This window comes from Neobacillus drentensis, assembly GCF_036966985.1.
GTDB lineage: Bacteria > Bacillota > Bacilli > Bacillales > Cytobacillaceae > Neobacillus > Neobacillus drentensis_E.
Map to the genome: position 1 here is coordinate 1 of NZ_JBALSN010000135.1, position 14203 is coordinate 14203.

13 protein-coding genes and 1 pseudogene are annotated in these 14203 nt (G+C 39.3%); 8 read left to right on the top strand and 6 right to left on the bottom strand.

All coding sequences use genetic code 11. The annotated features are described in order from the left end of the window. Together V7659_RS09515 and V7659_RS09520 are read left to right on the top strand one after the other, a co-directional pair. Positions 1 to 271: pseudogene (locus V7659_RS09515) on the top strand (TetR/AcrR family transcriptional regulator); the annotation flags it as partial. Positions 272 to 390: 119 nt separating this feature from the next. Continuing rightward, positions 391 to 870 (top strand): CBS domain-containing protein, encoded by a 480-nt coding sequence (locus V7659_RS09520; protein ID WP_335539704.1) that lies wholly within the window; start codon positions 391 to 393, stop codon positions 868 to 870. Between the two features lie 227 nt (positions 871 to 1097). Here V7659_RS09520 and V7659_RS09525 read toward each other — a convergent pair whose 3' ends face one another. The 4 genes from V7659_RS09525 to V7659_RS09540 form a co-directional block, all read right to left on the bottom strand. Beyond that, a complete protein-coding gene (locus tag V7659_RS09525) occupies positions 1098 to 1991 on the bottom strand; it encodes a DMT family transporter (protein ID WP_335539671.1) in 894 nt (297 codons plus the stop codon). A gap of 160 nt (positions 1992 to 2151) precedes the next feature. Continuing rightward, positions 2152 to 2943 (bottom strand): putative hydro-lyase, encoded by a 792-nt coding sequence (locus V7659_RS09530; RefSeq protein ID WP_335539673.1) that lies wholly within the window; start codon positions 2941 to 2943, stop codon positions 2152 to 2154. A 32-nt stretch (positions 2944 to 2975) separates the two neighbouring features. Then, on the bottom strand, positions 2976 to 4214 hold the full coding sequence (locus tag V7659_RS09535) for an NRAMP family divalent metal transporter (protein ID WP_420491718.1): 1239 nt from the start codon (positions 4212 to 4214) through the stop codon (positions 2976 to 2978). 1 nt (position 4215) lies between these two features. Beyond that, on the bottom strand, positions 4216 to 4986 hold the full coding sequence (locus tag V7659_RS09540) for a LamB/YcsF family protein (protein WP_283877443.1): 771 nt from the start codon (positions 4984 to 4986) through the stop codon (positions 4216 to 4218). Positions 4987 to 5255: 269 nt separating this feature from the next. Here V7659_RS09540 and pxpB point away from each other — a divergent pair, with 269 nt between their 5' ends. The 4 genes from pxpB to accC are packed head-to-tail and all read left to right on the top strand — an operon-like array spanning position 5256 to position 8824. Next, entirely contained in the window at positions 5256 to 5990 is a 735-nt protein-coding gene (pxpB, locus tag V7659_RS09545) for a 5-oxoprolinase subunit PxpB (protein ID WP_144554522.1), read from the top strand. Continuing rightward, positions 5987 to 6982: a biotin-dependent carboxyltransferase family protein gene (locus V7659_RS09550; RefSeq protein ID WP_335539678.1), complete on the top strand. Its 996-nt coding sequence runs from the start codon at positions 5987 to 5989 to the stop codon at positions 6980 to 6982. The genes pxpB and V7659_RS09550 overlap by 4 nt, the downstream gene beginning before the upstream one ends. Before the next feature lie 14 nt (positions 6983 to 6996). Next, complete coding sequence (gene accB / locus V7659_RS09555; protein WP_335539679.1) at positions 6997 to 7467, top strand: acetyl-CoA carboxylase biotin carboxyl carrier protein; 471 nt, start codon at positions 6997 to 6999, stop codon at positions 7465 to 7467. Position 7468: 1 nt separating this feature from the next. Continuing rightward, the gene (accC, locus tag V7659_RS09560; RefSeq protein ID WP_335539681.1) at positions 7469 to 8824 is read left to right on the top strand and encodes an acetyl-CoA carboxylase biotin carboxylase subunit; all 1356 of its coding nucleotides are present in this window, start codon (positions 7469 to 7471) and stop codon (positions 8822 to 8824) included. Positions 8825 to 8898: 74 nt separating this feature from the next. Here the strand turns inward: accC and V7659_RS09565 are convergent, their stop codons facing one another. Further along, positions 8899 to 9654 (bottom strand): IclR family transcriptional regulator, encoded by a 756-nt coding sequence (locus V7659_RS09565; protein ID WP_335539683.1) that lies wholly within the window; start codon positions 9652 to 9654, stop codon positions 8899 to 8901. 491 nt (positions 9655 to 10145) lie between these two features. Beyond that, positions 10146 to 10778, bottom strand: coding sequence for a DUF559 domain-containing protein (locus V7659_RS09570; RefSeq protein ID WP_335539684.1), 633 nt, complete (start codon positions 10776 to 10778; stop codon positions 10146 to 10148). Positions 10779 to 12086: 1308 nt separating this feature from the next. Between V7659_RS09570 and V7659_RS09575 the strand changes: the two genes are divergently transcribed. Then, the gene (locus V7659_RS09575; protein ID WP_335539709.1) at positions 12087 to 13538 is read left to right on the top strand and encodes a sensor histidine kinase; all 1452 of its coding nucleotides are present in this window, start codon (positions 12087 to 12089) and stop codon (positions 13536 to 13538) included. Beyond that, a partial coding sequence (locus V7659_RS09580) for a response regulator transcription factor (protein ID WP_335539685.1) occupies positions 13535 to 14203 on the top strand: 669 nt, incomplete at its 3' end. The genes V7659_RS09575 and V7659_RS09580, both read left to right, overlap by 4 nt.

Genomic DNA, 14203 nt, shown 5'->3' on the forward strand with positions numbered 1-14203 from the left:
GAATTATAAAATCGAAAAAACATTCACTCAGAATATGTATGGGGAAAGAAGAAAAAGCAAATTTTTTGAAATTATCCACTTAATTAACTCCGATAATTTAAACATATCGAATGAGGAAGAACTCTACCACATTTTTAAAATTCTGATGGCCGTTTCGTTCCAAAATCTCGCCCATGCTTTCGCGAAGGAACTGCAGATTAATGATATTATGAAAACCTTTTCGTTGGAGATTGAATTACTTAAAAAAGGTTTTTATAAGGAGCCTAAATAAACATAGGGATAAATGAACAAATCTTATTTTTCAAACGAAGCATTCACTCATTGAGAACGCTCGCTAAAGCATTTCCCTAAGGATCTTTGAATTTAATGAATACAATAGGATGGAGAATGATGAAAGCTTATGAGATAATGATCAGCCCAGTGAAAAAAGTAAAGGAAACGGACACAGTTCGTTATGTAATCGAAAAATTCATTGAAAATCGTATCAGTGGACTACCAGTAGTTAACGAAAGAAATGAAATTGTGGGCTATATTAGTGATGGGGATATCATGCGGTATATCGGCAAGCATCAGTATCGATTCATTGATCCCCACCAATTCATTTTCATTATCAATGACGATCATGAGGATTTTGAGCAAAGAATACGAAAGCTGCTAGAATTAAATGTAATGAGCATTGCCAAAAGAAAGGTTTTCAAAGTGTCCTGGGATGTAGAAATAGAAACTATCGCTTCAATTTTAGGAAAAAAGCAAATAAAAAAACTACCTGTCGAACGGAACGGAGTATTAGTTGGAATCATTAGCCGAGGCGATGTCATAAGACATTCCTTTAAGGACAGTACTTTAACATCTCAAATGGAGAAAGGCTGAAGATCCATCTGCAGCCCTTTTTTATGCGCTTGAATTTTCCTTGGACTGTAATTCTATTAAAAGTACACGGTCACCGTACACATCCCAAAGTCTTTATTCGGCTTAATTAAAAAATAAGAACCCATCGTCACTCACTTAACTAACACACTCCACAAAAAAGGATGCATTCAAGCATCCTTTTTTTATTAAAGATACGTACGATACGGCGGTGGTCGGTATACAAATATTTAATTCTTACTGATTCCTTTTTTGTATTTAGGTTTATACCGGAAATTCACAAAATGAATGCTTATTCCTACTAGCAGCATCCCAATAATCAGTGGATATGTCACTGTTTCTCCTAAGAATATCACTCCAAGAAGAACAGCAACAATCGGAACGAGAAACGTATAGGAACCAACTTTGCTTGCCTTACCAGCATTGACAAGACTGTAGTAAAGGATGTATGCCAATGGTATGCCAATGGTCGCACCGAAGCCGAGACCAGATATGTAATATCGATTCCATTCGATGGCAGACCAACTTTCGAACACAGATCCGGTACCTAGGAGGAAAATACCACCAATGATACATTGAAGCGCCACCATCCAAAACGAATCTACTTCTCTGCTTACTTTCTTAACGTAGATCACTCCGAACGCCCAACTTACAGCAGTTAGTAACCCAAGCGTAACTCCGATTGGTGATATATGGACTGTCAGACCATCCACACTAACAACCGCTATCCCAACAAATCCTAGCAGCAAACCTATTATTTGGACTGGCGATAAATATTCACCAAGTAACGGCCAAGCGAAAAGGCCCAGTAAAATCGGTTGAAAATAGACAAGAACGGAAAACAGCCCACCCGGTAAATAGAGCAATCCTGCCGTCTGAAGCCCGAAAAAAAGGATAGTGTTAAAGAAAGCAGCTATAAAGTACTTCTGCCAGTTTTCCCTCCAATTTATCGCTTTTCTTGTCTTCCAAATAATAACTGTCAGCAGGATTCCTCCTAAAAGTGCACGCAGCCCTGCATAAAGCAATGGCGGTGAGTAGGGTACTGCTAATTTATTGATTGGCCAGCTCGCGCCCCAGATCAAAATGAGGACGAGAAGCGCAGCAGTCGATTTTGTAAACACCATCTACATCCCCTTTTTAACGACAAAAAGCATGTCGAAATTGTAACTGCAAAGTCCGAAGAGACGATGCACTAATGCATCGCCTCACTTTAGTAAGATAATTTGCACACCCTACTTTTAGAGTTACATTTCTATTTTACTATAAAAATATTACTAATACGTTTTATAAAACACTCAATTCTTCATCCTTTATATCACTGATGAACATGCATCCTGGTGCATGAGTAATCATGATCGAGGGCTTACTTTCCATCGCAACCGCTTGAGGAGTTACACCACATGCCCAAAATACCGGAATCTCCCCTTGTTTAAATGGTACAGCATCTCCAAAATCAGGTTTTGAAATATCCTTGATGCCAATTAGGCTAGGATCCCCGATATGGATTGGTGCACCGTGTACTGCTGGAAAACGCGACGTAATCTGAACGGCACGGATTGCATCCTCTGGTGTCATTGGCCGCATACTAACAACTGTCGGCCCCTCAAACATGCCTGCTTTTTGGCACTTAATATTCGTTTTGTACATCGGAACGTTACAGTTTTCCTCGATATGTCTGATCGGAATACCGCCCTCAAGGAGTGGTGTTTCAAATGTAAAGCTGCAGCCTAACAGGAAGCCAACCATATCGTCTTCCCAGTACTCAGTAATATCTGCGACTTCTTCTGTAAAAACACCGTCTCGGTAAATACGATATTTCGGGATGTCTTTACGAATATCTGCACTTTTGGCAATCATAGCAGGAACATAGGAGCCAGGCTCCGTCACGTCCAATAAAGGACATGGCTTCGGATTCCGCTGGCAAAAAAGCAAAAAGTCAAAGGCATGCTCTTTTTTTAAGATAACCAAATTCGCTTGTGTATTCCCTTTTGACATTCCTGCCGTCGGTCCAGTAATCTCTTGCTTCCGAATCAACTCTCTTATTTCTTGCGGCTCCAACATTTCATAATTCCCCATTAAGCTACCTCCCATATTGGATTCTTATAAAATTACTTAAAAACTAATGGTAATTGTTCAATCAATGTCACTACACTTAAATAGCCCATGACCACCACCACAAAACCGCCCGTAATCGTCAACCATAGCGGATGCTTATACTCACCAACAATACTTTTCTTGTATGCAGCAACTAATAATGTACCTAAACCTATTGGCAAAATAAGAGCGTTCAACGCTCCAACAATAAGCAAGATCGTTACTGGTTTTCCAACAACGGCAAACGTGGCTGTTGAAATAACGATAAATGCTATAATGACCCAATTTTGGTATTTCTCAATGGCAGGATGAAATGTGCGGATAAATGAAACCGACGTATACGCCGCCCCTACAACAGATGTTACCGCCGCAGCCCACATGATTACACCAAACATACGATAACCGACGTTACCTGCAGCTAGTTGGAACACAGAAGCTGGCGGATTCGCTGGATCAATCGCTAGTCCTTTTGTTACAACCCCAAGAACAGCCAAGAATAATGCCACACGCATAATACCAGTAACGAGAATCCCTGTAACAGAGCTTTTCGTCACTGCTGGCAATGCTTCAACACCTTTGATACCCGCGTCTAATAGACGGTGTCCGCCTGCAAACGTAATATATCCTCCTACCGTACCTCCAACAAGCGTAACGATCGCAAACATGCTAATCTTTTCCGGCATGACCGTATTCACAATCGCCTCTCCAACCGGCGGTGCTGTCGTGAATGCCACGTACAGCATGAGGAGGATCATTACTACCCCTGCAGCTTGAGCGAATTTGTCCATTGCCTTACCTGCTTCTTTCACGACAAAAATAAAGATTGCTAACAGTGCACTAATAACGGCACCTGTAACTGGATCCCAGCCAAGCATGGCATTCAGACCCAATCCAGCACCACCTACGTTTCCGATATTAAATGCCAAACCGCCAATTACAATAAGTATGGCCAAAACAACTCCGAGTCCAGGGAACACTTTGTTGGCAATCTCTTGCCCGCGCAACCCTGAAACGGCAATGATTCTCCAAATGTTCATTTGCGAAAAGATATCTAGTAATAATGAAATTAAAATAACAAATGCAAAACTTGCAGCCAATTGTTGTGTAAATACGGTCGTTTGTGTCAAAAATCCAGGCCCAATCGATGACGTTGCCATTAAAAAGGCGGCACCGAGTAAGACACTTCTACTAACCTTCTTTTTCCCTGTCACTTTGGCATTTTCTTGTATAACATCAAATTTAGGATTTTCCATATTAAACCTCCAAGTTAGAGATTGCAGTTACAGTAATATTCTTCTTATCTAATGTTTCGTTAATATATTTTGCAAAGGCTAATGCGTGTGCTCCATCACCATGAATACAAATGGTATCTGCACGAAGCGAAACTTCTGTTTTTTGCTGAGATATTACTTTTCCTTCTGTCACCATTTTCACAATTTGCGCGACCGATTGTTCTTGATCGGTAATCATCGCATCCTTCTGTGAACGCGACGTCAAAGACCCGTCCGCTTGATACGTGCGATCTGCAAATACCTCATGTGCCGTTCGTAAACCGATCCTCTCTCCTGCCTTTGTCAATTCACTGCCGGCAAGGCCGAATAATATCAATGAGGGAGATACATCATAAACCGCTTGTGCAATGGCTTCGGCAAGTTTTGGATCCTTTGCCGCCATATTGTACAAAGCACCATGGGGTTTTACATGCTGCATTTTTTCATTGAACGTCATTAAAAACCCTTGCAATGCCCCAATTTGATACACAACCATGTCATATCCTTCTTGAGGAGTAATCGCCATTTCTCTTCGCCCGAATCCGTTTAAATCTGGCAAACCAGGATGAGCTCCAATTTTGACACCATTGGAAATGGCCATCTTCACCGTTTCTCTCATAACACTTGGATCTCCACCATGAAAACCACAAGCAATATTTGCAGATGTAACGTATTTCAATATTTCTTCCTGTTCCCCAAGCTTGTACCGGCCAAAACTCTCCCCTAAATCACAATTCAAATCCACTTGAAACATATTTCTCCCCTCCATTGATCACTCGTCTACTGAATAAGCGCTTTTATATGTTCCGTATTTCGGAACCTTAGTTTTGAAACTTAAACCCATTCTAGCATAAATATTTTTAGTTGAATATATAGTTTGCGAAATTATATGAAAATTGTAAATATCATAATATTCTATATTTCTAGACTTGCTTTTAAATTTGAATGTAAACTATAATATTTGTAATATCCGTTTAACAGAACTTAAGTACCGAAATTCGAAACTTCGAGGAGCTGTTTATTATGGCCCATCAGAAAAATAATACGAACATAAGGCCTTTAGGGGATTCTGCGCTAGTCATTCAGTTAGGCGACGGAATCAGCCCAGCCATCCATGAAAAAGTGAAAAATCTTTCCAACTTATTAGAAAAAGAGCCATTTACAGGATTGATAGAATCTGTGCCTTCTTATAATAGTTTGACAATATATTACAATCCTGTTGCCGTCTATTTGTCCCGCACAGACAAAGAAGCATCAAGTCCTTACAAAAAAGTCAGCTCTTTTATATTAGCGTTACTGGATAAATTAGGGACTACTGAAACACCCGAACAACGGCTGATAACAATCCCAGTCCTGTACGGAGGAGAGTTTGGTCCAGATTTGGAGTATGTAGCAAGTTATCATGGACTTTCTGTTGAACAGGTAATTCAAATTCATTCTTCAAATGATTACTTAGTTTATATGATTGGCTTTGCACCGGGGTTTCCGTTCATGGGTGGAATGGATGAAAGAATTGCCACACCACGTAAGGATTCACCCCGTCTTGCCATCGCGCCGGGATCTGTTGGAATTGCTGGTAAACAAACAGGCATCTACCCGCTGGAAACACCCGGGGGATGGCAAATTATCGGCCGTACTCCGCTTGATTTGTTTCTTCCAGAACTTTCACCTCCAACGATGTTACAGTCTGGAGATAGAATCCGCTATGTACCGATAACGCCTGAAGAGTATGCTGCCTATAAGGAGATGAAACAATGAGCATTAAAGTGCTTCATCCAGGATTATTGACTACGATTCAAGATTTAGGGAGATTCGGTTCACAAAAATTCGGGGTAATCGTGAGTGGAGCAATGGATCCTATTTCACTTAGAGTTGCAAATTTACTTGTCGGAAATGACGAAGGCGAAGGAGCACTTGAAATTACACTTTTTGGGACAACACTCCAATTTGATACGGATGAGTTAGTTGCCATTACAGGAGGAGACCTGCAGCCTACGATTGACGGAGAAAAAGCACCAATGTGGCGGCCGGTCCTGATTCGCAAAGGTTCTATTTTACAATTTAAATCCGCCATGAATGGGTGCAGGGCCTACGTGGCATTCGCTGGCGGAATAGAGGTTCCCGAAGTTATGGGAAGTAAAAGCACTTATCTTCGTGCGGCTATTGGAGGACTTCAAGGCAGAGCATTACAAAAAGGGGATGTGTTTGAATGTGGAGACCTCAATCGACTAAGTCAGACATTCGTTCATCAGCTAGAAAGAATGACTACCCATTTTAAATGGTCTGTCAACTATATAGAATTTTTGACGTTCAATAAAACACAAACGATTAGGGTTTTACATGGTGCTGAGTTCGAGCGTTTCGATTTGGCCAGTCAACATGCGTTTTTTTCAAAGCGCTATAGATTAACAACTCAAGCTGATCGGATGGGCTATCGGCTGGAAGGCGAATCACTCAGCTTATCAGAGAAATTTGAGTTGTTATCAGAAGGGGTCACGTACGGTACCATTCAAGTCCCTTCAAACGGACAACCCATTATTTTAATGGTTGATCGACAAACGACAGGAGGATATCCAAAAATCGGTCAAGTCATTTCTACTGATCTACCTTGTTTAGCACAGATGCAGCCGAACGCTAACATTCAGTTCAAGGAAGTTTCGCTTGAACAAGCCGAATTAGAATTAATAAAGCAAGAACAGATGCTGCGGAAATTATCGATGGGCATTCATTTTAAAGCATTTCATAAATGAGAGGGCATGAGCAAATGAAAATTGACGAATTAAAAGAATTCATGGAAATCATTGAACAATCTTCTATTGACATTATGAAACTAGAAAAAGGGGATTTTAAGCTTTTTTACCAAAAGCAAGGGGCAGAAAACTTGGTTCCAAACTTTGAAAATCAACACATGAATACTGATACTGTACTGCCACTTCCCTCTTTAGATGTTGCCGATCTTACGGTAAATACCGCTGACCAGGCCGAAAGCAGCTTACATGTCATTAAATCACCAATGATCGGAACATTCTATGCGCGTCCAAACCCAGACGCAGAGCCTTTCGTCCAAGTGGGGGCGATGGTTGCCCAAAGCGAAACTGTATGTATTTTGGAAGCTATGAAACTATTAAACGAAGTCCCTGCTGATGTCAACGGGGAAATCATCGAAATTTTAGTGAATGACGGACAAATTATTGAATATGGGCAGCCATTGTTTACCGTGAAGGTGAGTGAATGAGATGCTTACAAAAATATTAATTGCTAATCGAGGAGAGATTGCTGTCCGAATTATCCGCGCTTGCAAGGAGCTTAACATTAAAACGGTTGCTGTCTTTTCAGAAGCAGACAGGAATGCACTCCATGTGAAAATAGCAGATGAAGCCTATTGTATTGGACCTGCACCATCTAGGGACAGTTATTTAAACATCGAGAATATCATTAAGATTGCAACGTTGACTAGTGTCGATGGCATCCACCCAGGCTACGGATTTCTTGCTGAAAATGCTGAATTTGCTGCATTATGTGGTGAGTGTGGTATTGTCTTTATCGGTCCATCACCAGACTCCATTCGCAAGATGGGTATAAAAGACGTTGCTCGGCAGACGATGAAAGAGGCCGGCGTTTCCATCGTCCCAGGCTCTGACGGCATTATTAAGGATTTTGAGGAAGGCTTCCAGATCGCTGAAAAAATTGGATTTCCAGTGATAATTAAAGCAACAGCCGGTGGCGGAGGAAAAGGCATCCGTGTTGCACGTGATGCCGATAGCTTAAAAAAAGGAATTGAAATTACACAGCAGGAAGCAGCAACTGCCTTTGGTGACCCAGGTGTCTATTTAGAAAAATTTATAGAGGATTTTCGTCACGTTGAAATTCAAATTTTAGCTGATATGGCTGGTAACGTCATTCATCTTGGCGAGCGTGATTGCACGATCCAACGAAGAATGCAAAAGCTAATTGAAGAATCTCCATCCCCAGCAGTTTCATCCGAAACGCGCGCGAAAATGGGGTTAGCAGCTATTCAAGCAGCCCAAGCGGTCAACTATGTTGGGGCAGGTACGGTTGAATTTATTTACGATTATACAAATGACACATTCTATTTCATGGAAATGAATACCCGTATCCAAGTCGAGCACCCAATTACTGAGATGGTCACAGGTGTCGATTTGGTTCAGGAACAGATACGCATTGCTTCTGGTTTCCCGTTACAACTTCAACAGAAAGATATCAAGCTTTCGGGCTGGTCAATCGAGTGCCGGATAAATGCTGAAAATTACCTAAATGACTTCATGCCTTCGCCTGGAAAAATAACAGAATATATCCTTCCTGGAGGATTGGGTGTCCGCATTGACTCGGCTGTTTATACAGGGTACACCATTCCGCCGTTTTATGATTCTATGATAGCAAAATTGATTGTACATGGTAAAACGAGAGAGGAAGCCATTCGTAAAATGAAACGTGCACTTGACGAATTTGAGGTTAAAGGGGTTTACACTACCATTCCATTCCATCAAGGCTTGCTGCAAAACGACGTGTTTTTAAGCGGTGACTTCAACACGAAATTCCTTGAAACGTGTCATGTAAAACAAGAAGTTTAAAATGTAGATTATATAGAAGGAACGAGGCGGTCTCGACATCAAAAAGCATTGATGCAGAGACCGCCCTATTCTTTTTATTCTGTAAAGCCTAAACGCATTGATATTTCCTTTGCAACGTTTTTTACCTTCTTTGCATAGATCTCAATGTTCTCATCCTGATAATTTGCTTCGATACCTGCGATACTTATGCCCGCAACAACTTCTCCTTTGTGATTAAAAATCGGAGCGGCAATGGCAGATGTATGGTTTTCCAATTCAGAATGGCTGATTGTAAATCCATCTATTCTCGCCTGTTTTATTGTTTCATAAATTTTGTCTTTGTCAGTAATTGTTCCGATTGCAAACGATTTGGGCTCAATTGATTCGAGGTATGCCTGCACTTCCGAATCAGATAAAAAGGACAAGATAGCCCGTGGACAGGCACCAGCATAGAGGGGGCTTTTCCTTCCTATCGCAGTATACAGACGAACCTTTTGTTTTGTGTCAATTTTCTCAATATAGATCGCTTCATTTCCATCCCTAACAATCAAGTTAATTGCTTCCTTCACATCATTATGCAATTCATTCATAAACGGATAGGCAATCTTACGTAAATCAATCCTACCCAAAACCAGATGACCAAATTTGAGAAACAAGAGTCCAAGTCGGTATTTCGAATCACTTCCTTTTTCCAAGAACTCCATTTCCTCTAACGACCTGAGCATTCGATAGACTGAAGTTTTCGGTATCCCCGATAGATTAATAATTTCTTGAAAGGATAATTCGGTATGCTCTATAAATAAATTTAATACATCCATCGAACGGACAACCGTTTTATTTTTGTTGTTCATTAATAGTAGTCTCCTTCCCATTCACCATTCCGCATTTCGGATCGTTGTTACTCCTGCGATGAACTTTCTATGTATTCATTAAGCTTTTCTTCCATACAACTTAAATATACTCCTACCATAAAAATTGACAAGAAAGGAAAAGGAAAATCTCGCTTAAAATGAGGTTTTCTAGAGATAACAAAATGAATGCTAAAATCAAGGCACCCTTTCATATAATAACAAATCCGTCTCGCGATGGTTTTCATCTCACTTCCATTTAAATAAGAAGTCATGTCCTTGATTAAGTAAACAGCAGAAGTAAAATAAGCGGAGATTTTCCGGTTAGATACAGAATGGAGCTCGTTTCGAGGTAAATAAGGGGAGGTTTTCCGATTATGCAAAGCAAAATCCCCCATTTTCATGTTTTTCGATTCAATAGGCGGAATCTCTCCGCCTATTTAAGCTATTTTTGATGATATTCACTAATTAAGCGAAACTTTTCCGTCTATTAATCAGATCGGGTGCTTAACTTGATCCCCCAACCGATAAGAGCGGATCCTCATGATCCCAGATGCGGGAATCAGCATCTTTTTATCGACTAGTTGAGAAAGTACCTTTTTTACCGTCTTGTCACTTAGCTTCAAACACATCTCAACTTCTTTAGGGGATATGGCTTCTCCTTTTCGAATTGCCAGCCGAAGCACTTCCTTCTCGACAATGGAAAGAGATGTCTGGTCCAGTTCATCCCCCAGCCATCGGCCAATCACTTGCTGAACAATCTGTTGACATCGACGAGGATTCTCTTTAACTTGGTCATAAGAAAAGCGGATCACGGTCCATCCGTCAATCACCAACTGGTTTTGACGTTCAAGGTTGTCGGAAAATTGCCATCTGCTTATGTTCTTTAGGTGAGGGCCATACCCGTCGACTTCAAGGCAAATCCGGATGGCGGGACGAATATAGGCAAAATCCAAATACCTTTTGCCATCCTTGAAATCGTCGACTTCATATTCTGGATGAAGATACCGAAAATGGTAAAATAAAGGCCACCACACTTGCTTCAAAAACAACCTTTCAGCCTGGTTATGACCTTCTTGTAAGCGTCGCAACCGTTCACCGGTTCTTGCTTGCAAGTGAGCATTCATAAAGGCCTGGTATTCTTCTTCAAATCCCATATCATCCCCTACTCCTATCCAATGGTCTGGCCTTTTACAGTACTAAGCCACTATACGATTTAAACAAAATTTAGTGGCCAAACCTTATAAATTTGGAAACCATTTTTTCCTCAATTTCTCCTACTATCAAATTTTGGTGTTTTCTTCAAAGGCCTAATCAGCTTTAAATGCAGAACGTCTACAACATGGGCATCTATAGCATACTATTCGACGCCACGAATGAATCATCCCGATTATTTATTCAGTTGAACTGTGGACAGATTCATAAAATTAATGAGTGTAAATGCGAGTGAAAAAATTGGTTGAATGTGGCTTCAATTAGAGAAAGTAAAACAAATATAGACTTGCGGAGTAGCTAATATTAAAAGAATATAGGGAGAATTTGAGGATAGAACTATTTTTAGTTTAATAGAATTCTAAAAATTGTCAATCTAAATTCCTAATACTTCGACAATACAATTCTTATCATTTCTATTTCCGTTAATAAAACTTATTATGTCCTAGCCTCCCCAGCCTTAAGGAGAGGCATTTGGGTAATTTCCTGACTTACTTATGATAAGGTTCTCCAAACGCATCAAAATGGGGTTCTATTGGATTCTATAAAAATCACATTTAAATAAAGTCTTGTCCTAAATCAAGTAACCAACAGAGGTAAATAAGCGGAGATCTTCCGGTTATTTGCAGAATGGAGCTCGTTTCGAGGTATATAAGGGGAGGTTTTCCGATTATGCAAAGCAAAATCCCCCCTTTTCATGTTTTTCGATTCAATAGGCGGAATCTCTCCGTCTATTTAAGCCATTTTTTATACTTTTCAAAAATTAAGCGAAATTTCTCCGTCTATTTATAAATCGGATGCTTAACCTGATCCCCAACCTTAAGGAGAGGTATTGGGCTAATATCCTCATTTACTAATGATAAGGTTCACAGTGACGTATCTAAATGAGGTTTTTCACTTCTAAAAACCACACCTTAATAATCAATTTTAAAAAGAAAAAAAATGCATTTTCAATGTAGAAGCAGTTTCCTTTAATAAGAAATTATGTTCTTGGTAAGTTTAAAAATAATCCCTATATATACAACAGATCTTCCTTATCCTAAACCTATTATTTAAGCCGTTTATTGTTAGATGTTTTAAGGATTTTTCATATTTATTTTAGAAAGTTTTAAGGATTATATGATATGGTACATTTGCAAACAGTATCTCCCATTCAAGAACAAGCCAAAAATGTTGAACTTCTATTAAAGAATGAGGAAGAGATGTACACTGGAGTGAATATGATGTCAATTAAAATGAGGTTTCTGCTGTCCTACGTTGGGGTAATCCTTATTTCTATCATTTTATTTTTAGCAGCCGGTTTTTTACTTATTTTTTCGATAACAGGTGATGTTAAATCCATCGAGCATTTTTACAAAAAATCCTATGTTCAAAAGCCATTAACTCCAATAGAGGAAAGTGTGTTTCTTGATTTAAAGCTGTTGGCTAAGAATAACCCTACGCAGCTTCTAATTCAAGAGAACCTGAAAAAGATTGACCAACAAGGCATTAAAATTGTCGTAAGAAAAAATCAAAACATAGAGTACGCTTCCCCCACTCTTGATGGGCATGCATTACTTAAATCTCTTCCCGGATTTGAAGCAACGAATATTAACACACGAGATACGATTAAAATTGAAGATTCCTTTTTTACGTATGTGAAGTTTGATTTCTATTTTCCGGATAATAGTAAAGGAAGTATCTTTGTTTTAAGAAAGGTAAGCTCCTATGCCGAATTGACTCGGGAGTTGTTTCCAATTTTATTCGGTCTGTTGCTAGTTCTGTTTATAATGATTATTGGACTTTTGAACTATCTGGTTTCACTCAGCATCATCAAGCCTATTTCAATTCTTAGAGAAGGTGCAGAGAGAATAAAATCAGGAGATCTAAATTTTGAAATCAAAGCCGCTTCGAATGATGAAATCGGACAATTAAATAAAACGTTTGAGGATATGAGAATTAAATTAAAAGAGTCCGTAAATCTCCAGATTCAGTATGAGGAAAATCGAAAAGAACTATTGTCCAATATTTCGCATGATTTGAAGACTCCTATTACTTCAATTATTGGATATGTTGAGGGGATAAAAGATGGCGTAGCTAATACTCCACAGAAGATGGACAAGTATTTATCAACTGTGTACCAAAAAGCTAGATATATGGATTCATTGATAGATGAACTGTTCTTATTTTCCAAGCTGGATCTAAAAAAAGAGCCCTTTACTTTTGAAACCGTCGAATTGGATAAATATATGAGAGACTACGTAGAAGACCTTTATCTTGATTTACTCCAACAAGGGATCCAAATTGACCTTCATCTTATGGACAAACCGATAAATGTAATAGCAGATAGGGAGAAATTAAAACGCGTATTGGCCAACCTAATTAGCAATTGTGTAAAATATATGAATAAGGACCAAAAGAACATTACCATTTCTCTAAATGAAGGAATTTATGACGTAACTGTTCAAGTAGAGGATAATGGACAAGGGATAGAGCCTGCTGCTTTACCTTACATTTTTGATCGCTTTTACCGGGCAGAACAATCTAGAAATTCTCAGACAGGCGGAAGTGGCTTAGGACTTGCGATCGCAAAACATATCATTCAAGAGCATGGAGGGGAAATGTGGGCTAAAAGCAAGGTAGGAAATGGTACAAGTATCTTCTTTTCCTTAAAGAAGAAAGGAGATGTATTGTGAAAAAGATATTGCTTATTGAAGACGATGTTAGTATTTCAGAACTGCAAAGAGACTATCTAGAAATTAATCATTTTAATGTTGAAATTCATCATGAGGGTGATTCAGGTCTCCTACTAGCTCTTCAAAATCATTATGATTTAATTATTTTGGATGTTATGCTCCCAGGTGTAAATGGGTTTGAGATATGTAAACAAATACGCGCTGTTAAAAATATTCCTATTTTGTTTGTATCCGCTAAAAAAGACGAGATCGATAAAATTCGAGGTCTCGGTTTAGGGGCAGATGATTATATTACCAAACCTTTTAGTCCAAGTGAACTGGTAGCTAGGGTGAAAGCACATTTAGAGCGTTTTGAACGTTTAGCAGGAAATCAAGCTAAATCAAATACCATTTTCGTTCATGGAATATCCATTGATAAGTCAGCGCGCAAAGTTCATATGAACGGAGAAGAAATTCCGTTCACAACAAAAGAATTCGATTTGTTTGTGTTTCTTGTAATGCATCCAAATCAAGTATTAAGCAAAGAACAGCTATATGAAAATATATGGGAGTTAGAATCAGCAGCAGATGTTTCAACAGTGACAGTTCATATCAGGAAAATACGAGGGAAAATTGAAAGGGATCCTTCACATCCGAAATTCTTGGAAACTGTTTGGGGAGCCGGG

Bases quoted from the DNA above. Each gene is read 5' to 3' on its own strand.
- V7659_RS09530 (WP_335539673.1), bottom strand. From the start codon at position 2,943: ATGGGGAATTATGAAATGTTGGAGCCGCAAGAAATAAGAGAGTTGATT.
- V7659_RS09575 (WP_335539709.1), top strand. From the start codon at position 12,087: ATGTCAATTAAAATGAGGTTTCTGCTGTCCTACGTTGGGGTAATCCTT.
- V7659_RS09535 (WP_420491718.1), bottom strand. From the start codon at position 4,214: ATGGAAAATCCTAAATTTGATGTTATACAAGAAAATGCCAAAGTGACA.
- pxpB (WP_144554522.1), top strand. From the start codon at position 5,256: ATGGCCCATCAGAAAAATAATACGAACATAAGGCCTTTAGGGGATTCT.
- V7659_RS09525 (WP_335539671.1), bottom strand. From the start codon at position 1,991: ATGGTGTTTACAAAATCGACTGCTGCGCTTCTCGTCCTCATTTTGATC.
- V7659_RS09570 (WP_335539684.1), bottom strand. From the start codon at position 10,778: ATGAATGCTCACTTGCAAGCAAGAACCGGTGAACGGTTGCGACGCTTA.
- accC (WP_335539681.1), top strand. From the start codon at position 7,469: ATGCTTACAAAAATATTAATTGCTAATCGAGGAGAGATTGCTGTCCGA.
- V7659_RS09520 (WP_335539704.1), top strand. From the start codon at position 391: ATGAAAGCTTATGAGATAATGATCAGCCCAGTGAAAAAAGTAAAGGAA.
- V7659_RS09550 (WP_335539678.1), top strand. From the start codon at position 5,987: ATGAGCATTAAAGTGCTTCATCCAGGATTATTGACTACGATTCAAGAT.
- V7659_RS09540 (WP_283877443.1), bottom strand. From the start codon at position 4,986: ATGTTTCAAGTGGATTTGAATTGTGATTTAGGGGAGAGTTTTGGCCGG.
- V7659_RS09565 (WP_335539683.1), bottom strand. From the start codon at position 9,654: ATGAACAACAAAAATAAAACGGTTGTCCGTTCGATGGATGTATTAAAT.
- accB (WP_335539679.1), top strand. From the start codon at position 6,997: ATGAAAATTGACGAATTAAAAGAATTCATGGAAATCATTGAACAATCT.